A 24,313-nucleotide genomic window follows, 5' to 3' on the forward strand; every position below is an offset into this window, starting at 1 on the left:
AAACAACTATTCAGAACATTTTTATCAACACACCAAAATCAACGCCACCTCGGACTGCCAGACGCAAACCACAAAACACCAAATCTTGTCCAAATGGTCAAAAATCACCGACCTTGAAATCCGGCGCAAGATCCAAATCCAGTCTCTTAATCCAAATGGGACCGGGCTAGAGACGGAACCAAAACGCTCGTCGTGCTGTTAAGGGGGCCTATGGATAAACGGAGGCCAACATGGCGACCACGACTGACGACATCAAGAATGGCATGAGCAAGGACATCAGCGCTCTGCAGCAGGAAATCACCCGCCTTCAGAAGCTGGTGGCAGCGCAGGGCTCGGAAGCCTATAGCGACCTGCGCGACAAGGCCGGGAAACTGTACGACGACGCGGCACCCAAGGCCAAAAACGCCGTAGCTCAGATTAAAGCTGAAAGCGCCGCCGCAGCAGAGGCCGCCAAGGAGCATGCAGCCGCGACGACCACCGCGCTCGTTGTGGTCGGCCTTCTCGGTCTTGCCGCAGGCTACCTGCTGGCGGGCGCTTCCCAGCCGGAACCGCAGCGCACCTGGTGGCGCTAACCGACTTTGGTGTAAATGGAAGGTATAAATGACCAAAACGAGGCCTGCCCATGCGGCAGGCCTTTGTATTGAGTGCAATACATGATTTACTGATGGCTTATACAACGCAATTCGGGGCCTAACGATAAGAAAAAAGTGCGGGAGGAAATCATGCAGACTGCCAGACCGGAAAGTATCGTCGAAGTCAGCGTCGTGAAGGCGGGCATCAGCCGGGCAGTCGGCATCATGAGCATGCGGCAGGCACTCGAACTTCCCGACATTCCGAACCTCATCTATTCCCACCCGGACCCGGCATTGGCCGCCGCCGGCGTAGAGGTAAGCCGCGAGGACCTCGAAGGCTTTCTCATTCATCACTGATGCGGACGGGATCCATGTGAGTGGTTGCTTCCCTGCCCCCGCCCGCCCGCACCGTTTGCATGTAACCGCCTGACATGCCAAACCGGCTGCAGAGATACCAAGTGCAGGACGGACCGGTGAGCCAAAGGCAATCTCCGCAACGACATGACCGTGGCGGCAAAAATCGCGAGACAACGGACGGCAAAAGGGTGACGCTACCCCGGGCACTTTCGAAGCTCGGCTATTGTTCGCGAACCCAGGCAGAAGCACTGATTTCCGAAGGCCGTGTCAGTGTCGACGGCGGCACCGTCACAGACACCGCCGCCTGGGTCGATCTCGACCACACACAGATTGCCGTCGATGGAATCGCCGTGGTGGCAGAGACGAAAGTCTATCTCATGCTCAACAAGCCGCGCGGCCTGGTGACCACGCGCCACGATCCCGAGGGCAGACCGACCGTCTATGATTGCCTGAAGACCTTCGACGTCCCGCATCTTTCACCGGTCGGCCGGCTCGACAAGGCCAGCGAAGGGCTGCTGCTCTTTACCAACGATACTGTGCTGGCACAGGCGCTGCTCGACCCCATCACCCATGTCGCAAAAACCTACCATGTGCAGATCGACCAGCAGATGGACGAAACGCGGCTGGCGAGGATGATCTCCGGCGTCACCTCGGACGGTGAATGGCTGACGGCGAGCTCGGCAACGGTGCTGCGCCATGGAGATCGCAATGCATGGATAGAGGTCGAACTGCGGCAGGGGCGCAACCGCCAGATCCGCCGGATGCTCGATGTTCTCGGCGTTGCCTGCCTGCGGCTGGTGCGCGTCAGTTTCGGGGATCTGCAACTCGGAGATCTTTCCAAGGGCAATGTGCGGGCGCTGACGGAGACGGAGGTCAGAGGGCTGAGGCAGGCAAGCGGCATGGAAAAGCGCAGCGAACCCGGCCGGAGACGCTAGACCATGATGCAGCCCGAAGACTTCTGGCAGCAGATCGATCCGCCCGGCCCCGAGATCGCCGGGCCTTTCCACGACAGCTACAGCGCCGCTTTCGATGGCGGCCGGATCAGCCTTCCGATCCGCGTGCTTGCCGACGGGCGCCACGCACTGGCCTCGTTGATCATCAATCAGGCAAGCTTTGCCGTGCAGGATGCGTTGGCAAGGGTGCTCGCCGAGCGGATTTCCGGCTTTGCCATCGATGTCGTCGTCGGCCTGCCGACCCTCGGACTGACGCTCGCCTCCGCCGTCGCCCGCCAACTCGGCCACAGCAGGTATGTCCCGCTCGGGACGTCGCGAAAATTCTGGTACCGCGACGAATTTTCGGTGGATATGTCTTCTATCACCACGTCTGATCGGAAGCGCCTGTTCATAGACCCTCGCCTTCTGCCGTTGATCGAAGGCAAGCGCGTGGCCCTGGTCGACGACGTCATCTCCAGCGGAACCTCGATCGCCGCCGGCCTCGAGCTGATGACCTTATGCGGCGTCGAACCGGTTGTGATTGGCGCGGCGATGCTGCAGTCGGAGCGCTGGCGGCAGCGTCTCGGCGCGCTCGATCGGAAATGGACAGAGCGGGTTGTCGGCGTCCTGGCGACGCCTCTCCTCGAGCCGGCAGACGGCGGCGGCTGGCAGCGGCCGGCCTCGTCCTGAGGCTGTCGTTCTGCCCGCAACGCAGCGATCGCGGTTGACATCGGCGACTGGCAATTTATGGATCGGCGGACAACGCGCATCCTGAAACCGGATGCCCAGCCGATTGGTGGTCCCCTTGCGCATCCTTTCAGAAGCCCATTTTCCTGAACTGCCGAACTATTATCGCGGCAAGGTGCGGGAAAACTACGACTTGCCCGACGGCAACCGCATCATCATCAGCACGGACCGGCTGAGTGCATTCGACCGTATCCTCACCTGCATTCCCTACAAAGGTCAGGTACTGACCGAGACAGCGCGCTACTGGTTCGAGGCGACCAAGGACATCTGCCCCAACCACGTTGTTGCCTATCCCGATCCGAACGTCGTCGTCGGCAAGCGGCTGGACATCCTCCCCGTCGAGATTGTTGTTCGCGGTTACTTGGCAGGCACCACGGGCACATCCATTCTGACGCTCTACAAGAAAGGCGAGCGAACCATGTATGGCACGACGCTGCCCGACGGCATGCGTGACAACCAGATCCTGCCGCAGCCGATCATCACACCCACCAGCAAGGAATTCGACGGCGGTCACGACGCGCCGCTGACGCCCACCGAAATTATCGGGGGCGGATTGCTGACCGAACTGCAGTGGAAGACGCTGTCAGAGTATGCCTTTGCGCTCTTTGCACGCGGCCAGCAGATGGCGCTGGAACGCGGTCTTATCCTGGTCGATACGAAATACGAGTTCGGGGTAGACGAGGCCGGCACCATCATTCTTGCCGACGAGATCCACACCCCGGACAGCAGCCGCTACTGGATTGCCGACAGCTATCAGGAAAGCTTCGAGAAGGGCAGCCGCCCGGCAAGCTTCGACAAGGACTTCGTCCGCAGCTGGGTCGCCGAGCGCTGCGACCCGTATCGGGACGAAATACCTCAAATTCCTCTGGAATTGGTGGAACAGACCTCAAAAGTCTACATCGCCGCCTACGAGGCAATAACGGCTACACGCTTTGTCCCCGACAATCGTGGCGAGAGCCCGCTGGCACGGGTTCGCGCAAGCTTGGCCAGCTATTTTCCGAAATCAGCATGAACGGTCTTGCAATTTTGCGACCGTTATTGTCCGAGCCAAATGGCAACGCGAGTCGACCCGAAACGGTCGCGGCGACCGACGGACAGGGTATGCTTTTTGCAACACTTGAAAAAATTCGTCCCTGCAAGACGCGGTTTCACACCTCTGTGTGATCAATCACGCCTCAGAATCTGGCAGAGGGGCTGTGATCTTGCAATCGCCGTTGCTAGATTGTCGCGACTTTCGACTACCCGTTTGCGGACCGTGAATGTGTACGATATTGACACGGAGTTATGAAAACTTCGTTAACGCACTGATAGTAATTAGAATTGTGGGAAATAAAGTGATGGTTTCCATTCGTACAGCTGCTCCTGCCCTGCTGCTTATCCTGGCAGGTTGCGTCAGCGGCCCAGATCATAAGCCGCCGGTGATGCCTCTTCCGGCGAAATTCTCGGAAGGCGGCACGAAGTCGAACGATGACGTTTCGAGCCGCAAGTGGTGGATGGACTACCATGACACCAAGCTCAACGGCCTCGTCAACATAGGCCTCGCCCAGAACGTTTCCATCCTGTCGTCGCTCGAAGCCACGGTCGCTTATGAAGGCGACGTCACGGTTGCCGGCGCAGGGGGTCTCCCCAGCTTGACAGGCACTGCGGCGCAGACGGTGAGCGGCCAGAAGGGCAAGCTCCGTACCGAGCAGGCGACGCAGCACACCAGCAGCGGCGAATTGACGGCCTCCTGGCTTCTCGACCTGTTCGGACAATATCGTCGTGCCCGCGAAGGCGCACTCGATACGCTCGATGCAGCCTATGCCACCGTCGATGTGACCCGTCTGGCCTATCTGCAGGATCTGGTGACCAGCTACATCACGGCCCGCTACTATCAGGCGCTGATCGGCGTCGCCAACGAGAACCTCAAGTCCCGCCGCGAAACGCTCGAACTGACGAAGTTCCAGCTGCAGGCCGGCGCCGCATCACGTCTGGACGTCGTTCAAGCCGAGGGCCTCGTCAACTCGTCGCTCGCGGAGCTGCCGCCGAACGAAATCGCCTTCCGCAAGCAGGTGCATCACATTGCTACCCTGCTGAACGTCCCTTCGGCCACCGTCATTGCCGAAATGCAGTCGTCGACCGGACAGCCTGTCTTCCGTGGCAATGTTACAACAGGCGTTCCGGCCGATCTCGTCCGCAACCGTCCCGATATCCGCAAGGCCGAACGTCAGCTGGCAGCAGCTACAGCCCAAATCGGCGTTGCCGAAGCGCAGCTCTATCCGAGCATTTCGCTGAGCGGTTCGATCTCGCCTTCCTACATCAAATCCGGCGGCACGAAGGGTGGCCTCACCACCTGGTCATTCGGCCCGACGCTCAACCTGCCGATCTTCGACGGCGGCCTGTTGCGCGCCAATGTCAAGATCGCCGAATCGAACGCCCGTGCAGCCTACCTCTCCTGGAAGTCCACGGTCTTGTCGGCTGTCGAGGATGTCGAGAACGCGCTTTCGGCCGTTACCCGCGATGCACAGACGATCTCGGCGCTCCGTGCGCAGGTCAAATCCTACCGCGAAGCGCTGCAGCTTTCGACTGCCAGCTACAAGGATGGCGCATCGTCGCTGCTCGACGTCATCACTGCGCAGCTTCAGGTCACATCCGCACAGGAAAGCCTTGCAGCTGCCGTGCAGACCAGTGCAGCCGACTATGTGTCGCTGAACGTTGCGATCGGTGCAGGCTATGTCCCAGCCAGCCCGGACAAGGTCACCCCGGTAACCCTGGCCTCGAAGAAGATGTAAGCTTCTACCAGGGCGTCGCCGCCTAACCCTTTTATACACATTGAACCCGCCGCAGCACCGCCTGCGGCGGTTTCGTTTTGGGGGAGGCAATTCAGGGGTTGGATTGTCGGGACAATATAGCGGGATACGACATGCACCAAAACGACAAAAAGGCCGGAACGATCCGGCCTTTCGTCACCTGCTTCGAAACAATGCCAGTACATCCGTGGTCAAAGCGAAAGCAGATTTGCACACAGTCTGGGCGCGATAGGTTAACAAAAGGTTAACGCTGTCCCGCCGCTGCCGCTAGGAGCGTTGCTCCCCGGGCTTTTTCGTCGCTATGTGGCTTCAGAATAAATGGTTTGGCAGGGGGCGCATTTCAAGATGGTAGTGCCATTCAGCGTTCAAGTTACGTTCATGCATCTATTCTTACAAGACGAGAGAAAGCAGCCCCTCGAATCATTGCTGCAAGACGTCCCACGGAGGAGACACATGAGGAAACTACTTCTGGCCACCGCAGCCCTGGGCAGCGTGTTGGCCTTGCCGGCGATCGCCGAGGCTGCCTCGGGCTTCTCGACGGCGAACGTCAACATGCGTTCCGGACCGAGTACTGCCTATCCGGCTGTCACGCTCATCCCGATCGGCGCTCCACTCAGGATAAACGGCTGCCTTGCAGACCTTCCCTGGTGCGACGTCTCGTTTGACGGCGGTCGCGGTTGGGTCGCAGGTCGTTACGTTCAGGCGGTATACCAGCAGCGGCGTATCTATGTCGGTCCGCAGTATTACCGTCCGCTCGGCATCCCGACAATCACCTTCGATCTCGACAACTACTGGGACCGCAACTATCGCGGCCGGGATTTCTACCGCGACCGTGATCGCTGGGCGCAGGGTCCGGACTGGCAGCGCAATGGCGGCCAGCCGATCTATCGCCGGCCACCACCGCCGCCGGTTTACGATCCGCAGGACGAAGACCAGGGTAACTGGCAGAGGCGCCACCAGCGCCAGCCGGACTACGGCGACAATTACCAGAGCGATGACAACCCGCCACCCCGCCACCGTCCGCGTTATGGCGACGGCGACGGCGACGCTGGTCAGCGCTATGGCGACCCCGACCAGGGCAACTTCGACGGCGACAACAACCAGCCGCCGCGCAGGCGCCAGCAGCAGGATCAGCAAGATCAGCAGCAACCCCAGCAGCAGCAACGGCCGCAGCGCGACCAGCCTCCCCAGGGCCAGCCGCCGCGTCAGCAGCCTCCACAGGCCCAGCCACAGCCGCCGCAGCCTCAGCCTCCGCAGCAGCCTGCTCCGCCGCCGCCGCGTGCTCAGCCCGAGGCCCCTCGTCCGCAACCACAGCCGCAGGCTCAGCAGCCGGGCAGGAGCGAGCCGCCGCGCGTCATTCGTCGTAATGATGGTCAGGTCATAGTGTGCCCGGACGCCGGCCCTGCCTGCAACGAGCCGCACTCGTCGCACAATTGAGCATTGAAGATGCAGGAGGTCTCTCTGAGTCCTCCTGTCCTACCTGACCCGCAGGGCGCGTCAGCTTGCGACCGTTTTAGTGAGTTGTCAGGTCTGCTTCGCGCGTTGCCGACATGAAGATCTCACGAGCTTCCTCGGCTGACCGCCGGCCTGCTATCGCAGCACGGCAGACGCTGCGCGCAGCCACATAAAGAGGCCCGCGCCGATCAGGCCACATGTCCATCAGGCAGTGCAACGCATCGGATGGACCACTGATCACCCGGGCGTCATCCTGGCTGAAACCCACCTCTACCGGATTGCTCCATTTAACGTGTCGCATGAGCCTGTCTCCTCCTGACCTATGCTTGAGCGTCATCCTCCTCGATGACGCGCAAATGACATTGTCCATTAGTCCCGATAAAAACACAACCGGTGAAATACGGGGGAGCCGGGCAGCAACGCTTGGTCATCCGAAGGACCAGATGGCAAAGATGTGCGGCTGAAATGCTGGCCTTAGAAATTGCCTCTTGCGCCATCGGCGGTCAGCATCTTGAAGTTGGTTCCATCTGTCAGGATCTTGGCGCAACCGGTGCTGCCATTTGGCGACCGGATGCAAATGCTACCGTTCGACACCTTGTAGCCCTTGCTGCTGCCTTCCTTGTAGGTGAAGCCGTTGGCATTTGTCTTGCCTGCAGCGTTAGGACCGAGGTGCTTGACGATTTCAGCTTTGGTTGCCGAACGAAGCTCGGCGGAATATGCCGGTGCTGAGAGGGCGCACAGGGACAAGGAACCTGCGACGAACAGGTTGGCAATTTTCACGATCATGGTGACATAGACCTCTTGGGGAGCAGGACGGTGCTGCAACGGCGGTAGTCCAAACAGGACGCCAACTCATGCCGAAAATACAGAGGGGCGTGAGATGTGCAATGCAGTTGTTGATTTTTGCAGTGCAACAATTGTTTCCGGGCCCTTGGGGCCAGCACGATTGCTGTCCAGACGTGGGTCGGGCGGCGCGTGCGCCGCCCGACGAATAGGCTAATTTTATCGATCGACAGTCAGATCGCGGCATCCGGCGTGGGCCGGATTGTTGCAGCGACGGGATCGTTCGGGTTCAGGTCGTCTTCCGGCTGGATAATCGGTGGCACGGCCGGCTTTTCCTGCGTCCGGTCGGGGATACCCGGCGTAAACGTAGGACCCCGTGGCGTCTCGGCGTCTGGCTGCGGAAGAGGATCGCGATTAGGCATGGATTTCTCCTTCATCAATTAGCGGCACCTGGACTAACGACACCGCCCGCCATTCGTTCCGCCTTGTATAAGGAATCTGGAATGAGCCTGCGCATAACGAGAAAAGAGCCCCGAAGGGCTCTTTTCAGACTTGTTACAGGCGGATGATGACGCCGTTGCGGCGATGATGGCGATGCCATTCGCGACGGTTGTGGTAGCCGCGATCACGACGCCACTCTCCGCGACCATGGCGGAATTCACGACGATCGTGACGCCAGCTCCGGCGCTCATGGCGATTGTGGCGCCAGCGTTCGTCGCGGACCTGCACCACGTCGGACGACTGTGTGATCTGGACTGGGGCCAGCGGAGCGGCAGCTACCGGAGCGGATACGGCAAACAGCGAACCTATCGCCATGGACGCAGTCAGAAACGCTGTGGCAAAAATCTTCATAATCGATCCCTCATTGAACAAAAAATATGCAGTCGCTTACCAAATGCGCGAGCAGCATTTGTGTTCCACAAGGAAGAGATGAAGTATCAGGTTTCGGAGATACGAATGCATGCACGGGTGGAAGCTATAAGGTACCGCAAAGATGTCTGCACCCTGCAGCGCCAGTGAAAACTACAAACCGATCCGCATCCCGACGACGAGAATGGGGAGTGCCGCGATCATGCAGGTTATTGCCAGAGCCGCAGCAAACTTGTGCAGTTGCGCCCGCCTCGCCTTACGCTCGTCCCACTCGATACTCATCGACCGCCCCCTCGGCTCCATAGAATGCAAATGAAACATCGAACATGCAGGAAGTCGAGTGGGGCCACGCTCAAAGATATTGACTCTCCGACACAGAACGGGAGCGTTCATTGCGCGGAGAGGTAGAGGCCCAAATGAAGAGAGGATTTCGGCTTGCCTATCAAATAGCACACATCCGACCACAAACTGTTGATCGGGATATGGAAAACCCGTGCCGCCTTTAACATCCCCTTAAATCGCCGCATTTAAAGTTCAACCGACAGCTGGGTCGTGGGGCACCTTTTTGCAGGGACTTTGCCTGTCGGCCCGCGTGCAGCATCATCACCGAAGGGTTGACCGGTCCGCAATGGCAGGAAAAGGCAGATCAGGTCAGCGCATCGAACCGTCCTTCGCCGGCAAGCCCGACCGCGATGACGACGAGCTGACGATCGACGCCGACGATCGCATAGTCGGTGGCTCTCCCGCTAAGGGCTCCGGCAAGGCGCGCGAAAAATATCCCAAGGGTCGAAAGACTGCCCGGAGCGGGCGTGGCGGAGTCCGCAACAGACCGCAGCGCCGCGAAGGCCTTGGCTTCATCGGCCTTATCCGTCGGCTTATATACTGGTGTCTGGTGCTCGCCTTGTGGGGCGGCATCGGCGTTGCCGGCATCGTCCTCTACTATGGGTCGCGCATGCCGAGCGCCAGCACGTGGCAGATTCCGGCCCGCCCGCCCAACGTCAAGATAAACGCCATGGACGGGACGTCGCTCGCCAACCGCGGCGCCACCGGCGGCGAAGCCCTTGCCCTCGAGGACATGTCGCCCTTCATCCCCGAGGCCATCGTCGCCATCGAGGACCGGCGGTTCTATTCGCATTTCGGCGTCGACCCCATCGGCCTTGCCCGCGCGTTCACGACCAACCTGTTGACCGGCCACACGGTCCAGGGTGGGTCGACCCTCACGCAGCAACTCGCCAAGAACCTATTCCTGTCGCCCGACCGGACGATGGAGCGCAAGGTCCAGGAGGTGTTGCTCGCCCTCTGGCTGGAGCACACCTACACCAAGGACCAGATCCTTGCGATGTACCTCAACCGCGTGTTCTTCGGCTCGAATGCCTTTGGCGTCGAGGCCGCCTCGCGGCGCTATTTCAATAAATCTGCCCGTGATGTGAACCTTGGCGAAGCCGCGATGCTGGCCGGCCTCGTCAAGGCGCCCTCGAAACTGTCGCCGATCCGCGATCCAGCAGCAGCCCATGCTCGCCAGCAAGTCGTGCTGCAAGCGATGCGCGACCAGGGCTATGTCACGGACGCCGATATCAAGACGGCACTGGCAGCCCCTCCGACCCGGGCCAAGAGTTTCTGGAACGGCGCCCAGAATTATGCGGCCGACATGGTGATGGACCAGCTGCCGGGCCTGATCGGCCCGATCAAGGAAGATGTCGTCGTCGAGACCACGATCGACATGGCGATGGAGGCCAAGGCCGAGCAGGCGCTGGGCGATGTGCTCGATCACGATGGCAAGAAGCTCGATGCCTCGCAGGCAGCGTTGATCTCTGTGGAAGGAACAGGCGCTATCCGCGCCATGGTCGGCGGTCGCGACTATGCTGAAAGCCAGTACAACCGAGCCGTCACCGCCAAGCGCCAGCCGGGGTCGGCCTTCAAGCCATTCGTATACGCTGCGGCGATGGAAATGGGCCTGACGCCGACATCCGTGCGCAATGATGCGCCCATCAAGATCGGCAACTGGACGCCGGAAAACTACGAGCAGAAATATTCCGGCGTCGTGACGCTGGCGACTGCCCTCGCCCATTCTCTCAACACCATCGCAGCGCAGCTGGTGATGGAGGTCGGCCCGCCGAACGTGATCAAGCTCGCCCATCGCCTCGGCATCGATTCAGAACTGCAGGACAATGCCTCGATCGCGCTTGGAACATCCGAAGTGTCGCTGCTGGAGCTGACATCGTCCTACGCCGCCTTCATGAACGGTGGTTACAAGGCCACGCCGCACGTCATCACCAAGGTGACGTCTGCCTCCGGCAAGGTGCTTTATACCGCGAACTTCAGCGATCCGCCCCGCGTCCTCAGCCCGAGCGTCGTTACCAACATGAACTACATGATGGAAGGCGTCATGGCATCGGGCACCGGCAAGGCGGCCCGGATTCCAGGCTGGCAGACGGCCGGCAAGTCCGGCACGACGCAATCCTTCCGCGACGCGCTGTTCGTAGGCTTCACCAACGACTTTACGACAGGCGTCTGGTTTGGCAACGACGACGGCAAGTCGATGAAAAAGGTCACCGGCGGCAGCCTGCCGGCAAAGGCGTGGAAGGAATTCATGATCGCTGCCCACAAGGGCCTGACGCCAGCACCGCTGTTCGGCGGCGGCCAGGTGATCGACGGCAGCATGCCGATGGCGCAGTCCGGCGGCGATGCCGGCGACCAGTCTACGATCTCGGGCATCATCTCCGGGGTGCTCGGCGGCCCCACAACCGGCAACATTCCTCCGAAGACGCCAGCGAATTCTCCAGCCGGCACCTATCCTCCGGCGCCGGTCAATCCGGCAGTGTCGGCAAGACCCGCTGCTGTGCCCCAGCAGGCACCGGCTGCTATCGCCAACAACGACGAGCCTGTCGACATGCCGCCGGTCGGACCCGGCGCGGACAGCAACCCCTATGCCTCGCAAAGCCCGACACCGCCTGCCGATATCGGCGAATCGCCGTCCGATGCGCGACCTCGCCGAACCACGTTGCTCGACTATCTCATGGGCCGATAACACCCCTTGACGTTTGATTTGACCGTTGCCACTTGCAGGATGGACTAAGGGCTGGTCTGATGCGGGTTCACGCCTCTTTCCAGGGTTGCAGTCAGAAGCTGCAACACCTTGAAATAAAGCATGGGCTTTGCCGGATTCCGCTTCATTTCCTGCCTTGCAGTCCGCAAAATCGCTACTTATATAGCCGACATCACCGCAGCTAAGACTGCGCAAACCGCAAGACTATCCCGTAAGGGGCTGTCCCAGAAATGCCTGACAGGGGTTTCGACAGTCTGCTTCAATGGAGAGAATGACATGGCAAAAGTAATTGGTATCGACCTTGGAACGACGAATTCCTGCGTATCCGTCATGGACGGGAAGGACGCCAAGGTCATCGAGAACGCAGAAGGCGCGCGTACGACCCCATCGATGGTGGCTTTCTCCGAAGACGGCGAACGCCTCGTCGGTCAGCCGGCCAAGCGCCAGGCGGTGACCAACCCAACGAACACACTCTTCGCTGTCAAGCGCCTGATCGGCCGCCGCTTCGAAGATCCGACTGTTGGCAAGGACAAGGACCTCGTCCCTTTCAATATCGTCAAGGGCGATAATGGCGACGCATGGGTCGAAGCCAACGGCAAGGGCTATTCCCCTGCACAGATTTCCGCGATGATCCTTCAGAAGATGAAGGAAACGGCTGAAGCCTATCTCGGCGAGAAGGTCACCCAGGCCGTCATCACCGTACCAGCCTACTTCAACGACGCGCAGCGTCAGGCCACCAAGGATGCAGGCCGCATCGCCGGTCTCGAAGTGCTGCGCATCATCAACGAGCCGACGGCAGCAGCACTTGCCTACGGTCTCGACAAGAAGGAAGGCAAGACCATTGCCGTCTACGACTTGGGTGGTGGTACCTTCGATATCTCGATCCTCGAAATCGGTGATGGCGTCTTCGAAGTGAAGTCGACCAACGGCGACACCTTCCTCGGCGGCGAAGACTTCGACATGCGCCTGGTTGAATATCTGGCAGCCGAGTTCAAGAAGGACAACGGCATCGACCTGAAGGGCGACAAGCTTGCACTGCAGCGCCTGAAGGAAGCCGCTGAAAAAGCCAAGATCGAGTTGTCGTCGTCGCAGCAGACTGAAATCAACCTGCCCTTCATCACCGCCGACGCAACCGGCCCGAAGCACCTGACGCTGAAGCTGACCCGCGCCAAACTTGAAAGCCTGGTCGACGATCTGGTCCAGCGTACAGTTGCGCCATGCAAGGCAGCCCTTAAGGATGCCGGCGTAACCGCAGCCGAGATCGACGAAGTCGTTCTGGTCGGCGGCATGAGCCGCATGCCGAAGGTTCAGGAAATCGTCAAGCAGCTGTTCGGCAAGGAGCCTCACAAGGGCGTCAACCCAGACGAAGTCGTTGCCATGGGCGCGGCCATCCAGGGCGGCGTTCTGCAGGGCGACGTCAAGGACGTCCTGCTGCTCGACGTGACGCCGCTGTCGCTCGGCATCGAAACTCTCGGCGGCGTGTTCACGCGCCTCATCGAGCGTAACACGACTATCCCGACGAAGAAGAGCCAGACCTTCTCGACCGCAGACGACAACCAGTCGGCCGTGACGATCCGCGTTTCCCAGGGCGAACGCGAAATGGCGCAGGACAACAAGCTGCTCGGCCAGTTCGACCTCGTCGGCCTGCCGCCAGCTCCGCGCGGCGTCCCGCAGATCGAAGTCACCTTCGATATCGACGCCAACGGCATCGTCCAGGTTTCGGCCAAGGACAAGGGCACCGGCAAGGAACAGCAGATCCGCATCCAGGCCTCGGGCGGTCTGTCCGACGCCGAGATCGAGAAGATGGTCAAGGACGCCGAAGCCAACGCCGAGACCGACAAGAAGCGTCGTGACGGCGTAGAAGCCAAGAACCAGGCCGAAAGCCTGATCCACTCCAGCGAGAAGTCGCTGAAGGACTTTGGCGACAAGGTTTCGGAAGCCGACCGCACGGCGATTGCCGACGCGATTGCGGCGCTGAAGAGTGCAACCGAAGCCTCCGAGCCGGACGCCGAGGACATCAAGGCGAAGACCCAGACTTTGATGGAAGCGTCCATGAAGCTCGGCCAGGCGATCTACGAAGCTCAGCAGGGTGGCGATGAGGCCGCAGCAGCAGCCGATGCCGCTAGGCACTCTGCCGCTGACGACCACGTCGTCGACGCCGACTACGAGGAAATCAAGGACGACAAGAAGTCCGCATAAGTCACAAGCGCAAGCCGAAACGGTTTTGCGGAAACTTAAGTCCGGCTGCCTTTTGGCAGCCGGAAATCCATTTCCGGGGTCTAATCCTGCATGGCTAAAGCAGACTATTACGAAATTCTCGGTGTCTCGCGCTCTGCGGACGACAAAGAGCTCAAATCTGCGTTTCGCAAATTGGCAATGGTGCATCACCCCGACAAGAACCCGGGTGATCACGAAGCCGAGCGCAAGTTCAAGGAATTGAACGAAGCCTACGAGATGCTGAAGGACCCGCAGAAGCGGGCAGCCTATGATCGATACGGCCACGCGGCCTTTGAACATGGCGGCATGGGCAATGCTGGCGGCGGCATGGGCGGCGGCGGCGGTTTCTCCGATATCTTCGAAGACATCTTCGGCGAAATGATGGGTGGCGGGCGCCAGCGCCAGCGCTCGTCCGGCGGACGCGAACGCGGGGCCGATCTTCGCTACAACATGGAAATCTCGCTTGAGGAAGCCTTTGCCGGCAAGACCGCGCAGATCCGTGTTCCGACCTCCATTACCTGCGACGTCTGTTCGGGCTCGGGCGCCAAGCCCGGCACCCAGCCAAAAACCTGCTCGACCTGCCAGGGATCCGGTCGCGTGCGCGCAGCCCAGGGCTTCTTCTCGATCGAACGTACCTGCCCGACCTGCCACGGGCGCGGCCAGATCATTCCCGACCCCTGCACCAAGTGCCAGGGCCAGGGTCGCGTTACCGAAGAGCGCTCGCTGTCGGTCAACATTCCGGCCGGTATCGAGGACGGCACCCGCATCCGCCTGCAGGGCGAAGGGGAAGCCGGCACCCGTGGCGGCCCGGCCGGCGACCTCTACATGTTCCTGTCGGTCAAGCCGCACGAATTCTTCCAGCGCGACGGGGCTGACCTCTATTGCGCCGTGCCGATTTCCATGACGACCGCAGCACTCGGCGGCACGATCGACGTTGCGACCCTCGATGGTACCAAGTCGCGGGTCACCGTTCCAGAGGGCACGCAGGCCGGCAAGCAATTCCGGCTTAAGGCCAAGGGCATGCCCGTTCTTCGCTCGGCCCAGGTGGGCGACCTCTACATCCAGGTGCAGATCGAAACTCCGCAGAAGCTCACCAAGCGTCAGCGCGAGCTGCTGCAGGAATTCGAACAGATCTCTTCACAGGATAACAATCCCGAATCGACAGGCTTCTTCGCCCGCATGAAGGATTTCTTCGACACCCTCAGCGAGTAGGCATCTCGGCCGGATTTTGAGACTTGAAGCCGGTTGCGGAAACGCAGCCGGCTTTGTTCGTTGAGCTGAAGATGCATTGCGGGCGACAGGTTGGTTTTGCGTCACAATACCTCTCGCCTTTTTCGTCAACCCAATGATAGGATATACTAATTGAGCCCGGCAACTCAGCCGAGGCGGTGATTTGACGAGAGAAACTGCATGTTTCCGCTTTCGCATATGATGAAGGCTTTCATTCGCAAGGGCCGGCTGACGGTCATCGACGCAGACGGCAAGCGCCACGTATTTTCCGGCACCGAAGGCCCCCACGTCACGATGAGGCTGACGGACAGAAAACTCTACAGGACACTGGTCTTTAATGCCGAGCTGGCTGCCGGCGAGGCCTATATGGACGGTACCATGCGCTTCGAGGAAGGATCGACATTGCGCGACTTCCTCACGCTGTTCTCGATCAACCGCCTGTCGCTGGGCTCCTATCCGATCCAGAAGGTGCTGCGTGCTATCAAGATGAGGTTCCGCAAGCGCCAGCAGTCGAACAGGAAGGGCCAGGCGCAACAGAACGTCGCCCACCACTACGATATCGGAAACGAGTTTTACAAACTCTTCCTCGACGAAAACATGCTCTATTCCTGCGCCTATTTCCGCGAGCCTGGCGAAACGCTGGAGCAGGCGCAGCGCAACAAGCTCAGGCTGCTGGCCAGCAAGCTCGGTCTGAAACCAGGCATGAAAGTCCTCGATATCGGCTGCGGCTGGGGCGATCTGGCGCTTTATCTCGCCAAGCTGGAAGACATCGAGGTTCTCGGCGTCACCCTTTCCCGCGAACAGCAGGCACTTGCCACCGAGCGGGCACGCAAGGCAGGCCTTGGCGACCGCGTCACGTTCGAGCTTCGCGACTACCGCGATGTCATCGGGTCTTTCGATCGCATCGTCTCGGTCGGCATGTTCGAGCACGTCGGCGTCCATCATTACGACGAGTTCTTTGCCAAGCTGAATTCGCTGATGCCGGATGACGGTGTCGCCGTGCTGCACTCCATCGGCCATATGAGCCCACCCGGCATGGCCAGCGCCTGGCTGCGCAAATACATCTTCCCCGGCGCCTATTCGCCGGCGCTGTCGGAAGTGTTCGAGGTCGTCGAGCGCAACAGCCTGTGGGTGACCGACCTCGAATTCCTGCGCGTGCATTACGCGACGACGCTGCAGCATTGGGCATCCCGCTTCGAGACCAACCGCGACAAGGTGGTGGCCCTCTATGACGAGCGTTTCGCCCGGATGTGGGAATTCTATCTGATCAGCGCCGAGATGATGTTCCGCACGGGAAGCCAGCTCGTGTTTCACATGCAGCTATCCCGCTCCCGCGATGCCGCCCCGATCGTCCGCGACTATATCACCGACCAGCAGCGAGCCTACATCGAGAAGGAGAAGACGCTCGATATGACCGTTTAGGCGCTCTCCTGCGAGTTTCGGCCGGGCGAGGTGCATGTCCACGCTGCCAGTCGGCTGAGGCAGTTCCCGGACGGAAACATTCCGGCCACGATTTCACCACCGTAATGTCAATTGGCTGACACCCGGTTGTAATGCTCCCCGTTTATCTCTTCGGCAAACGAGGAGATCGCCATGCACGCCACCGAATTGACCATGTCCGAGATGTTGAGAGACCCGATGATCCGCCTGATGCTGCGCGCCGACCGCGTGCCGCTGGGCGACTTCGCGAAGCTCCTGGAAGACGCGGCGAGCGCCCGGACAAAGGGCCGGCAGGAAGACGCTCAATCCTCGCGGTCACCGCTTGCGCATTGAGGTCTGCAGGAGGGTGACGCGGCCGGCAGAATGACGGCAAGTATCGGGGGGAGAAAGCCCCTCACCTCGCGTTGCTATTTCAGATAGGTGCGCACGACATCGATGAGTTCCGCCGCGCCTTCCTCGCGCTCCGCTTGGCGGAGGTCCGCTGCCGCAAGATGCATGCGGATGTGATCTTCCATCACCTCGCCCATCAGACCATTGATCGCACCGCGCACGCCCGCGATCAGCTGCATCACCTCTTCGCAGCCCTTTTCGTCCTCCAGCATCCGTTCGACGCCTTCCATCTGGCCGCGGATACGCCGAACCCGGTTGATGAGTTTCTGCTTTTCACGGATCGTATGGCTCATCTGGATGCCCTCCCGGCAGCGCTCCGGTGCTCAGGCCGCACGGGCTTCGACCTCAACCGTCACATGCGAAAGATCGTGGATCGCAGCCAGTTTTTCACGGTAGTAAGACGGCGCGTGCGGGTGATCGGCGACGATCGAAACGATGGCGCCGTGGTGGCCGGGCCCGAGCTGCCAGACGTGTAGATCGAGGATCTCCACCCCCTCGCGGGTCATGATGTCCTTGATCTCCTCCGGCAGGTCCTCGTCATCGCTCTGGTAATCGAGCAGAACACGTCCGCTGTCGCGAACAAGCACCCAGGACCAGCGCGCAATAACGATACCGCCGACGATGCCGATGGCCGGGTCGAGCCAGAGCCAGCCATAAATGCTGCCAAGCACGAGCGCGCCTATCGCCAGAACGGATGTCAGCGCATCCGCCAGCACATGGACATAGGCGGCGCGCAGGTTCTGGTCCTTGCCCCCATGTCCGTGATGATCGTCGTGATGTGCGCCATGATCATGGGCATGGTGGTGACCATGGGCATGATGGTGATCGTCCCTAAGAAGCCACGCGCAGACGATATTGACGAGCAGGCCGACCACGGCAACGAAGATCGCCTCCTGGAAGTTGATGGAAACCGGCGATCGCAGCCGCAAGAAACTTTCCCACGCAATCATCAACGCAATCAGCGCCAGCACAACCGCGCTGGCAAAGCCTGCGAGGTCGCCGAGCTTGCCGGTGCCGAAGGAAAACCGCCGGTTATTGGCGTGCCTGCGGGCGTAAAGGTAGGCCAGCGCGGCGATCAGCATGGCTGCAGCATGCGTGGACATATGCCAGCCATCCGCCACCAGCGCCATCGAGCCGAACATATTCCCGGCAACGATCTCGATCACCATCATCGATGCCGTGATGGCAATGACGAGCCAGGTGCGACGCTCGTTGCGAGCATGGTTTTCACCGAGAAACAAATGGTCATGGGCAGCGCCCAACGTGCGGCAGTGATCGTGCGACAGGGTCATGTTGGAAAATTCCTGATTGGTAGAATAGGGGGGTACCCTATTTGGCGCGTGGCCGCAAGGTTGAGCCGAGGCCTCTGTCGTGGCCCGATGCCTTACATCCCTTGAGACCTCAATCACTAATCGGCGATATCGGGTTCAACGAGCTTTGCCAGATTACGAAGGGATTCCTGCCAGCCGAGATAGCACATCTCGACCGGAATGACGTCGGGAATGCCTGCCTGAACGATCACCAGTTCGGTGCCGACGGACACAGTCTTCAAGACGACAGTGACCTCCATCTCGCCGGGCCGGCTTGGATCTTCGAAACTGTCCGTGTAACGAAGCCGCTGATTTTCAACCAGTTCTCTGTATTCGCCACCGAAGCTGATGCTTTTGCCGCTTGAGAAATTGCGAAAGGATAGCCTGAAGCTACCGCCAACGCGCGGCTCAAGGTGATGCACCGTGCAAGCAAAGCCATTGGGCGGGAGCCACTTTGCCAGCGCGTCCGCTTCGAGAAAGGCGCGATAGACTTTGTCCGGGCTGGTCGCCAGCACACGGTGCAGATTTACACTATTCGGCATGATCATCCCCCCTCAGGCCTGCTAGATTGCCATCATAGACGCGAATATTCGATTGCCAACATCCCTTCTTGGATAACTCCCCTTCCCACCAAAACGCCTGTCCCACGACAAGCTTCCCCGCCATACCTTGCCATTCCGCACTGATCGGCATAGCTCTCACCGGACACACGAATCCCGGATCCCGATGCCGCATAAGGTCTCTCTCTCGCGCCTGAAACTGACCGACTTCCGCAACTATGCGGCAGCGGCGCTGGATCTGGACGGGCGGCACGTCGTGCTGACCGGCAATAACGGGGCCGGCAAGACGAACCTGATGGAAGCAGTATCGCTGCTGTCGCCGGGCCGCGGCCTCAGGCGCGCCTCCTATGGGGATATCACCCGGGTCGGGGCGGCCAATGGCTTCTCCATCTTTGCGGAAATTGAGGGTATGGACGGCGGTGTCGAGATCGGCACCGGCGTCGATACCACGGACGAGACAGCAGTCCGCCGCCTGCGTATCAACGGCACCACGGCCAGAACCGTCGACGAATTGACCGACCACCTGCGCGTCGCCTGGCTGACGCCTGCCATGGATGGACTTTTTACCGGCGGCTCCTCCGATCGCCGGCGTTTTCTCGACCGGCTGGTCCTGTCGCTCGATCCGGCACATGGCCGCAGGGCCACCGATTTCGAGCGCGCCATGCGCAGCCGCAACCGCCTGCTCTCCGAAGGTCGTTTCGACCCTGCCTGGCTTTCCGGCATCGAGCAGCAGATGGCAAGCCTCGGGATTGCGATGGCGATTGCCCGCGAGGAGATGCTCGGACTGCTGTCGGGCCTGATCGACGCCAGCCGCGAGGCGACCCCCTTTCCCTCGGCCTCCCTCACCCTCTCCGGTTTTCTCGATGGCGGGCTTGATGGCCCCGCCGTCGATCTCGAGGACCGCTATGCCGACATGCTGCGCGACAGCCGCTGCCGCGACGCCGGCGCAGGACGAACATTGGATGGGCCGCACCGCGCCGACCTCAAGGTTCGCCATCTCGAAAAAGACATGGACGCCGGGCGCTGCTCGACCGGTGAACAGAAGGCTCTGCTGGTCGGTCTCGTGCTGGCGCATGCCCGACTGGTCGGCAATTTGACAGGCCACGCGCCCGTGTTGCTGCTCGACGAGATTGCCGCCCATCTCGATGAAAACCGCCGGGCGGCGCTGTTCGACCTGATCGACGGTCTCGGCGGCCAGGCCTTCATGACCGGCACCGACCGGGGCATGTTTTCGGCGCTCGGTGAGCGCGCCCAGTTCCTGGGCGTCGATCACGGTGCCGTCCAGCCATGACGCACCGCTTTTGCGCGAGCCGGATGCGAATGATAGGATGATGACATGGAACCCTTGAACCCCGATGAAATCGAGCGCTACCGCCGCCATATCCTGCTGCCCGAGATCGGCGGCGCCGGCCAGCAGAAGCTGAAGGCAGCCCGTATCCTGGTCATCGGCGCCGGTGGCCTCGGGGCGCCGGTGCTGCAATATCTGGCCGCCGCCGGCATCGGCACGCTCGGCATCGCCGACGACGACCGCGTATCGCTGTCGAACCTGCAGCGCCAGGTGATCCACGACACCGGTACCATCGGCGAACTGAAGACGCAAAGTGCCGCTGACGCCATCGCGCGGCTGAACCCCCATATCCGCACCATCCGCTTCGAGGAGCGGTTTGCAGCCGAGACGGCAATGCGGCAACTCGCCGGCTTCGACCTCGTGGTCGACGGCTCCGACAATTTCGATACCCGCTATGCGGCTGCTGACGCCGCACATACCGCCGGCAAGCCGCTCGTTTCCGGTGCCGTCGGCCGCTTCGACGGATCGCTGACCGTGTTGAAGCCCTATGAAACCGGCCCTGACGGCCGTCTCAACCCGACCTACCGCGATTTGTTTCCAGCCCCGCCACCGGAGGGCCTGATCCCCTCCTGCGCCGAGGCCGGCATCATAGGCGCGCTCACCGGCGTCATCGGCACGCTGATGGCGACGGAAGCCATCAAGCTCGTTACTGGCATCGGAGAACCGCTGATCGGCCGGCTGCTGCTCTACGACGCGCTTGCTGCAAGGTTCGACACCATCCGTTATGCAAGGCGCACCAAGCCGGCTAAGGTGGGTGGCACCGCTGGATCATGAGCGGCCTGGAACTGCACCGACTGGACGAAGACTTTACCGGTTGGGACGCCTTGCTGACGCTCATCCAGATCTCATTTGCCGGCATGGAAGGCCGCATCGACCCACCCTCGTCGGCAAAAGCCCTGACAGCCCAGTCATTGCGACAAAAGGCCGGAGCCGAAATCAGTTTTATAGCCATGCAGGAGAAGATCTTAGCCGGCTGTATATTTTGTCGATTGGAACCCGATTGCCTCTACATAGGCAAGCTGGCGGTTCTGCCGACACTGCAGGGCCGAGGTATAGGTCGAAGGCTCATCGAGGCTGCGGAACAGCTCGAGCGGCGCAAAAAACTTCCGGCGCTGCGGCTCGAAACACGTATCGAACTCGTCGAAAATCACGCAACATTTGCCGCCTTGGGTTTTTGCAAGACCGCCGAAAACGCCCATCCCGGCTTCGACCGGACCACCTCGATCGAAATGCGGAAGTCCTTGCTGCCGGCAGGTTAGCCATCGCTAAAGACGAGCGCTTGCCCGCGGATCCTCGGGCCTGACCCGAGGAAACTCAGCGCCCCGGCAACACCCGGTTGGGTGGCCTGTGGCTATCCATGAAGGCGCGGATGTTGATGATCACTTTGTCGCCCATCTCGATGCGGCCCTCGATGGTGGCAGAGCTCATATGCGGCAGGAGCACGACCTTGCCTTCGTTGGCGAGCTTGATCAGCTTCGGGTTGACGGCCGGCTCGTTGGAGAAGACGTCGAGGCCGGCGCCGGCGATCTTGCCGTCGCGCAGGATGTTGATCAGGGCCGGCTCGTCGATGATGTCGCCCCGCGCGGTGTTGACGATGAAGGCGGTTGGTTGCAGCAGCGCCAGCCGTCTTGCCGAGATCAGATGATAGGTGCCTGGTGTCGAGGGGCAGTTGATCGAGATGATATCGACGCGGGCGAGCATCTGGTCGAGGCTGTCCCAGTAGGTCGCCTCCAGCTCGTCCTCGGTCTCCGGGCTGACTTTGCTGCGGTTGTGATAGTGGATCGAAAGGCCGAAGGCCTTGGCACGGCGAGCGACGGCGGTGCCGATGCGGCCCATGCCGACGATGCCGATACGCTTGCCGGAAAGCCTGCGGCCGAGCATCCACGTCGGCGACCAGCCGGCCCATTCGCCGGGCTTGTCAGTCAGCACCCGCGCGCCCTCGGCCAATCGCCGCGGCACGGCGAGGATAAGCGCCATCGTCATGTCGGCAGTATCTTCGGTCAGCACGCCCGGCGTGTTGGTTACGGTGATACCTTTTCGCGCCGCAGCGTCCACGTCGATGTGATCGGTGCCGTTCGAGAAGCCGGCAATAAGTTTCAGCTGCGGGCCCGCCTGTTCGATAAGGGCCGCATCGATCCTGTCGGTCACCGTCGGTACGAGCACATCGGCCGTCTGCATCGCCGCAACCAGTTCGCTGGCGGTGCGCGGCCTGTCGTCTATGTTGAGCTCGGCGTCGAACAACTCGCGCATCCGCGTCTCGACCGCGTCGGGCAGTTTGCGCGTCAGATAGACTTTTGGTTTTTTCTTCGTTGTCATGACGCCCTGCGATGCCTTGTTCAGAGGTCCTTAACCAAGACCAGACATAATTTTAACGTTGCGGGCAGTTCTACCAGACCCGCAGTCGAAGACAAACAGAAGTCGCTTTCGGCGTCCACGCATTTGCGGATGGCCGGAACGAAGCGCGCCCGGGCAGCGCGCCACGACAATCGAACGGAATTCTGATGCGGAGCACCATGTTCAAATCCTGTACGGCATTGGCACTCGGCCTGATGATGGTGGCCGGCTCGATCCAGATTGCCAACGCTCAGGCAGCCAAGGGTGCCAGCGGCTTGCCGCTGCCACGCTTCGTGACGCTGAAATCGAAGCGCGTCAACCTGCGCATTGGCCCGAGCAGCGATTACGCGGTCTCATGGCTCTATACCCGCGCAGGCCTGCCAGTCGAAATCATCCAGGAATACGACAACTGGCGCCAGGTACGGGATGCCGACGGCACGGAGGGCTGGGTCAACCAGTCGCTGCTGTCAGGCTCGCGCGCCGCGATCGCCGCCCCGTGGATGAAGGGCAAAGGCAAGGAAGTCTACGTCAACATGCGCCGGGATCCGCAGCCGTCGAGTTCCGTCATTGCCAAGCTCGAGCCCGGCGTCGTCCTCGATGTGCGCGAATGCAACGGCACCTGGTGCAAGACGACGACCGATGGAACCGAGGGCTGGGTGGCGCAATCGGAAATCTGGGGCGCCTATCCCGGAGAGGCCTTCAAATAAGCCCGGCTTCCTTGGCCAGCTTCGACAGAGACTTGTCAGGCCGGGGGCCGATCTGCTGGATCACAGTACCTGCCGCCAGGCAGCCAAGTTTGCCGCAATCGCGGAGTTCCCGTCCCTGCGTGTAGCCGTAGAGGAAGCCGGAGGCGAACAGATCGCCAGCCCCTGTCGTGTCGACAAGCTCGTCCAGCTCGATGGCGTCGACTTCGTAGCGCTCGCTGCCGCGCAGGATGACAGCCCCGTCTTCGCTCATTGTCACAGCGGCAATCTTGCAATCGCGGGCGATCAGCGTCAGCGCTTCCTCGAAATCCTCTGTCTCGTAGAGGCTGAGTGCTTCCTGACGGTTGGCAAAAACGATATCGACGGTGCCAGAGCGCATCAGCTCGAGAAATTCGTCCCGGTAACGGCCGACGCAGAAGCTGTCGGAGAGGGTCATCGACACCTCGCGGCCGTTTTCATGGGCAATACGGGCGCATTCGCGGATCGCATCCTTGGCGCGCGGCGGATCCCAGAGATAGCCCTCGAAATAAATGACCTTGGAATCGGCAACGACATCGGCTTCGACGTCCTCGGGTCCGAGCTCGACGCAGGCACCGAGATAGGTGTTCATCGATCGCTCGCCGTCCTCGGTGACGAAAATCATCGAGCGGGCCGTGGGCGGCAACGTCTCTTTCGGCGCGGTCTCATAGTGGACGCCGAGCGCGCGAATATCGTGGGTAAAGATTTCGCCGAGCTGGTCCTTGGCTACCTTGCCGAAATAGGCAGCCTTGCCGCCGAAATTGGCAATGCCTGCCGCCGTGTTGCCGGCGCTGCCGCCAGAGGCTTCGATGGCCGGTCCCATGCGGGAATAGAGCAATTCGGCACGCTCGGCGTCGATCAGGTTCATCGCGGCCTTGGTGATGGCGTTGTCGATCAGGAACTGGTCGTCGCACCGGGCAATAATATCGACGATGGCATTGCCAACGGTGAGTACATCGAAACGTGTCATCAAAATGGAACCCCGGTCACTGTCTTCGCCGGTGTCCGGTCATATCGGGTTTTGAAAAGTTTGGAAGGCGGAATCGCCACCGCCCGCCCAAGAAATGCCAACTGGTCACAGAGCCGTCACTTTCGCCGTGTAATTAACCATCAGGCGAGAGGCATGGACGGTCGACAGATCGTTAGAGCCTTTATCGCTTGGGGTGTGACCCCTGGCTTCCATTGAACGCGCTGACCACGGATGTACTGGC

The 24,313-nt window shown here is 60.8% G+C and carries 27 protein-coding genes; 17 read left to right on the forward strand and 10 right to left on the reverse strand.

Annotation, left to right across the window (positions count from 1 at the left end; all coding sequences use genetic code 11):
* From EQW76_RS29465 to EQW76_RS22830, 8 genes are all read left to right on the forward strand, one after another.
* The coding region (locus EQW76_RS29465) for a hypothetical protein (protein WP_203452800.1) at positions 1 to 202 on the forward strand (202 nt) is incomplete at its 5' end.
* Positions 203 to 230: 28 nt separating this feature from the next.
* Positions 231 to 572, forward strand: coding sequence for a hypothetical protein (locus EQW76_RS22800; RefSeq protein ID WP_142831466.1), 342 nt, complete (start codon positions 231 to 233; stop codon positions 570 to 572).
* A gap of 150 nt (positions 573 to 722) precedes the next feature.
* A complete protein-coding gene (locus tag EQW76_RS22805; protein ID WP_142831467.1) occupies positions 723 to 929 on the forward strand; it encodes a hypothetical protein in 207 nt (68 codons plus the stop codon).
* A gap of 188 nt (positions 930 to 1,117) precedes the next feature.
* Entirely contained in the window at positions 1,118 to 1,864 is a 747-nt protein-coding gene (locus EQW76_RS22810; RefSeq protein ID WP_224128602.1) for a pseudouridine synthase, read from the forward strand.
* 6 nt (positions 1,865 to 1,870) lie between these two features.
* Positions 1,871 to 2,551, forward strand: coding sequence for a phosphoribosyltransferase (locus tag EQW76_RS22815; RefSeq protein ID WP_142831564.1), 681 nt, complete (start codon positions 1,871 to 1,873; stop codon positions 2,549 to 2,551).
* 115 nt (positions 2,552 to 2,666) lie between these two features.
* Positions 2,667 to 3,620 carry a phosphoribosylaminoimidazolesuccinocarboxamide synthase gene (locus EQW76_RS22820; protein WP_143123260.1) on the forward strand — a complete coding sequence of 318 codons (954 nt, stop codon included), beginning with the start codon at positions 2,667 to 2,669 and terminating at the stop codon, positions 3,618 to 3,620.
* Between the two features lie 325 nt (positions 3,621 to 3,945).
* Positions 3,946 to 5,379, forward strand: a complete 1,434-nt coding sequence (locus EQW76_RS22825; protein ID WP_142831470.1) for an efflux transporter outer membrane subunit — start codon at positions 3,946 to 3,948, stop codon at positions 5,377 to 5,379.
* Positions 5,380 to 5,850: 471 nt separating this feature from the next.
* A complete protein-coding gene (locus EQW76_RS22830; protein WP_142831471.1) occupies positions 5,851 to 6,834 on the forward strand; it encodes an SH3 domain-containing protein in 984 nt (327 codons plus the stop codon).
* A 76-nt stretch (positions 6,835 to 6,910) separates the two neighbouring features.
* Here EQW76_RS22830 and EQW76_RS22835 read toward each other — a convergent pair whose 3' ends face one another.
* The 5 genes from EQW76_RS22835 to EQW76_RS30170 form a co-directional block, all read right to left on the reverse strand.
* The gene (locus EQW76_RS22835) at positions 6,911 to 7,153 is read right to left on the reverse strand and encodes a DUF982 domain-containing protein (protein ID WP_142831472.1); all 243 of its coding nucleotides are present in this window, start codon (positions 7,151 to 7,153) and stop codon (positions 6,911 to 6,913) included.
* 173 nt (positions 7,154 to 7,326) lie between these two features.
* A complete protein-coding gene (locus EQW76_RS22840) occupies positions 7,327 to 7,638 on the reverse strand; it encodes a hypothetical protein (protein ID WP_142831473.1) in 312 nt (103 codons plus the stop codon).
* 230 nt (positions 7,639 to 7,868) lie between these two features.
* Positions 7,869 to 8,057 (reverse strand): hypothetical protein, encoded by a 189-nt coding sequence (locus EQW76_RS22845; RefSeq protein WP_224129845.1) that lies wholly within the window; start codon positions 8,055 to 8,057, stop codon positions 7,869 to 7,871.
* Between the two features lie 133 nt (positions 8,058 to 8,190).
* Positions 8,191 to 8,487, reverse strand: a complete 297-nt coding sequence (locus tag EQW76_RS22850) for a hypothetical protein (protein WP_142831475.1) — start codon at positions 8,485 to 8,487, stop codon at positions 8,191 to 8,193.
* 171 nt (positions 8,488 to 8,658) lie between these two features.
* Positions 8,659 to 8,787 carry a hypothetical protein gene (locus tag EQW76_RS30170; RefSeq protein WP_257623386.1) on the reverse strand — a complete coding sequence of 43 codons (129 nt, stop codon included), beginning with the start codon at positions 8,785 to 8,787 and terminating at the stop codon, positions 8,659 to 8,661.
* Positions 8,788 to 9,133: 346 nt separating this feature from the next.
* Here EQW76_RS30170 and EQW76_RS22855 point away from each other — a divergent pair, with 346 nt between their 5' ends.
* From EQW76_RS22855 to EQW76_RS22875, 5 genes are all read left to right on the forward strand, one after another.
* A complete protein-coding gene (locus EQW76_RS22855; protein ID WP_142831476.1) occupies positions 9,134 to 11,533 on the forward strand; it encodes a transglycosylase domain-containing protein in 2,400 nt (799 codons plus the stop codon).
* A 294-nt stretch (positions 11,534 to 11,827) separates the two neighbouring features.
* Positions 11,828 to 13,750, forward strand: coding sequence for a molecular chaperone DnaK (dnaK, locus tag EQW76_RS22860; protein WP_142831477.1), 1,923 nt, complete (start codon positions 11,828 to 11,830; stop codon positions 13,748 to 13,750).
* A 90-nt stretch (positions 13,751 to 13,840) separates the two neighbouring features.
* On the forward strand, positions 13,841 to 14,980 hold the full coding sequence (gene dnaJ, locus EQW76_RS22865; RefSeq protein WP_111220901.1) for a molecular chaperone DnaJ: 1,140 nt from the start codon (positions 13,841 to 13,843) through the stop codon (positions 14,978 to 14,980).
* A 198-nt stretch (positions 14,981 to 15,178) separates the two neighbouring features.
* Positions 15,179 to 16,420 (forward strand): cyclopropane-fatty-acyl-phospholipid synthase family protein, encoded by a 1,242-nt coding sequence (locus EQW76_RS22870; RefSeq protein WP_142831478.1) that lies wholly within the window; start codon positions 15,179 to 15,181, stop codon positions 16,418 to 16,420.
* A 171-nt stretch (positions 16,421 to 16,591) separates the two neighbouring features.
* Positions 16,592 to 16,771 carry a hypothetical protein gene (locus EQW76_RS22875; RefSeq protein WP_142831479.1) on the forward strand — a complete coding sequence of 60 codons (180 nt, stop codon included), beginning with the start codon at positions 16,592 to 16,594 and terminating at the stop codon, positions 16,769 to 16,771.
* Between the two features lie 74 nt (positions 16,772 to 16,845).
* On the opposite strand, the gene EQW76_RS22880 is transcribed toward EQW76_RS22875, so the two are convergent.
* The 3 genes from EQW76_RS22880 to EQW76_RS22890 form a co-directional block, all read right to left on the reverse strand.
* Entirely contained in the window at positions 16,846 to 17,121 is a 276-nt protein-coding gene (locus EQW76_RS22880) for a metal/formaldehyde-sensitive transcriptional repressor (RefSeq protein ID WP_111220898.1), read from the reverse strand.
* A gap of 30 nt (positions 17,122 to 17,151) precedes the next feature.
* Positions 17,152 to 18,120 (reverse strand): CDF family Co(II)/Ni(II) efflux transporter DmeF, encoded by a 969-nt coding sequence (gene dmeF / locus EQW76_RS22885; RefSeq protein ID WP_143123262.1) that lies wholly within the window; start codon positions 18,118 to 18,120, stop codon positions 17,152 to 17,154.
* A gap of 116 nt (positions 18,121 to 18,236) precedes the next feature.
* Positions 18,237 to 18,680, reverse strand: coding sequence for an SRPBCC family protein (locus EQW76_RS22890; protein WP_142831481.1), 444 nt, complete (start codon positions 18,678 to 18,680; stop codon positions 18,237 to 18,239).
* A gap of 184 nt (positions 18,681 to 18,864) precedes the next feature.
* On the opposite strand from EQW76_RS22890, the gene recF reads away from it, so the two are divergent.
* From recF to EQW76_RS22905, 3 genes are read left to right on the forward strand one after another with little or no spacing between them, the layout of a single operon-like run.
* On the forward strand, positions 18,865 to 19,989 hold the full coding sequence (gene recF, locus EQW76_RS22895; RefSeq protein WP_142831482.1) for a DNA replication/repair protein RecF: 1,125 nt from the start codon (positions 18,865 to 18,867) through the stop codon (positions 19,987 to 19,989).
* Positions 19,990 to 20,034: 45 nt separating this feature from the next.
* Positions 20,035 to 20,820 carry a molybdopterin-synthase adenylyltransferase MoeB gene (locus EQW76_RS22900; protein WP_142831483.1) on the forward strand — a complete coding sequence of 262 codons (786 nt, stop codon included), beginning with the start codon at positions 20,035 to 20,037 and terminating at the stop codon, positions 20,818 to 20,820.
* A 5-nt stretch (positions 20,821 to 20,825) separates the two neighbouring features.
* Positions 20,826 to 21,305, forward strand: coding sequence for a GNAT family N-acetyltransferase (locus EQW76_RS22905; RefSeq protein ID WP_202617203.1), 480 nt, complete (start codon positions 20,826 to 20,828; stop codon positions 21,303 to 21,305).
* Positions 21,306 to 21,360: 55 nt separating this feature from the next.
* On the opposite strand, the gene EQW76_RS22910 is transcribed toward EQW76_RS22905, so the two are convergent.
* A complete protein-coding gene (locus tag EQW76_RS22910) occupies positions 21,361 to 22,362 on the reverse strand; it encodes a D-glycerate dehydrogenase (protein ID WP_142831485.1) in 1,002 nt (333 codons plus the stop codon).
* A 185-nt stretch (positions 22,363 to 22,547) separates the two neighbouring features.
* On the opposite strand from EQW76_RS22910, the gene EQW76_RS22915 reads away from it, so the two are divergent.
* Positions 22,548 to 23,087 carry an SH3 domain-containing protein gene (locus tag EQW76_RS22915; RefSeq protein ID WP_142831486.1) on the forward strand — a complete coding sequence of 180 codons (540 nt, stop codon included), beginning with the start codon at positions 22,548 to 22,550 and terminating at the stop codon, positions 23,085 to 23,087.
* Here EQW76_RS22915 and EQW76_RS22920 read toward each other — a convergent pair.
* A complete protein-coding gene (locus EQW76_RS22920) occupies positions 23,080 to 24,072 on the reverse strand; it encodes an adenosine kinase (RefSeq protein WP_142831487.1) in 993 nt (330 codons plus the stop codon). The genes EQW76_RS22915 and EQW76_RS22920 overlap by 8 nt on opposite strands.
* Between the last annotated feature and the right edge of the window lie 241 nt (positions 24,073 to 24,313).

It is taken from the genome of Rhizobium sp. rho-13.1 (assembly GCF_007000305.1).
Lineage (GTDB): Bacteria > Pseudomonadota > Alphaproteobacteria > Rhizobiales > Rhizobiaceae > Rhizobium > Rhizobium rhododendri.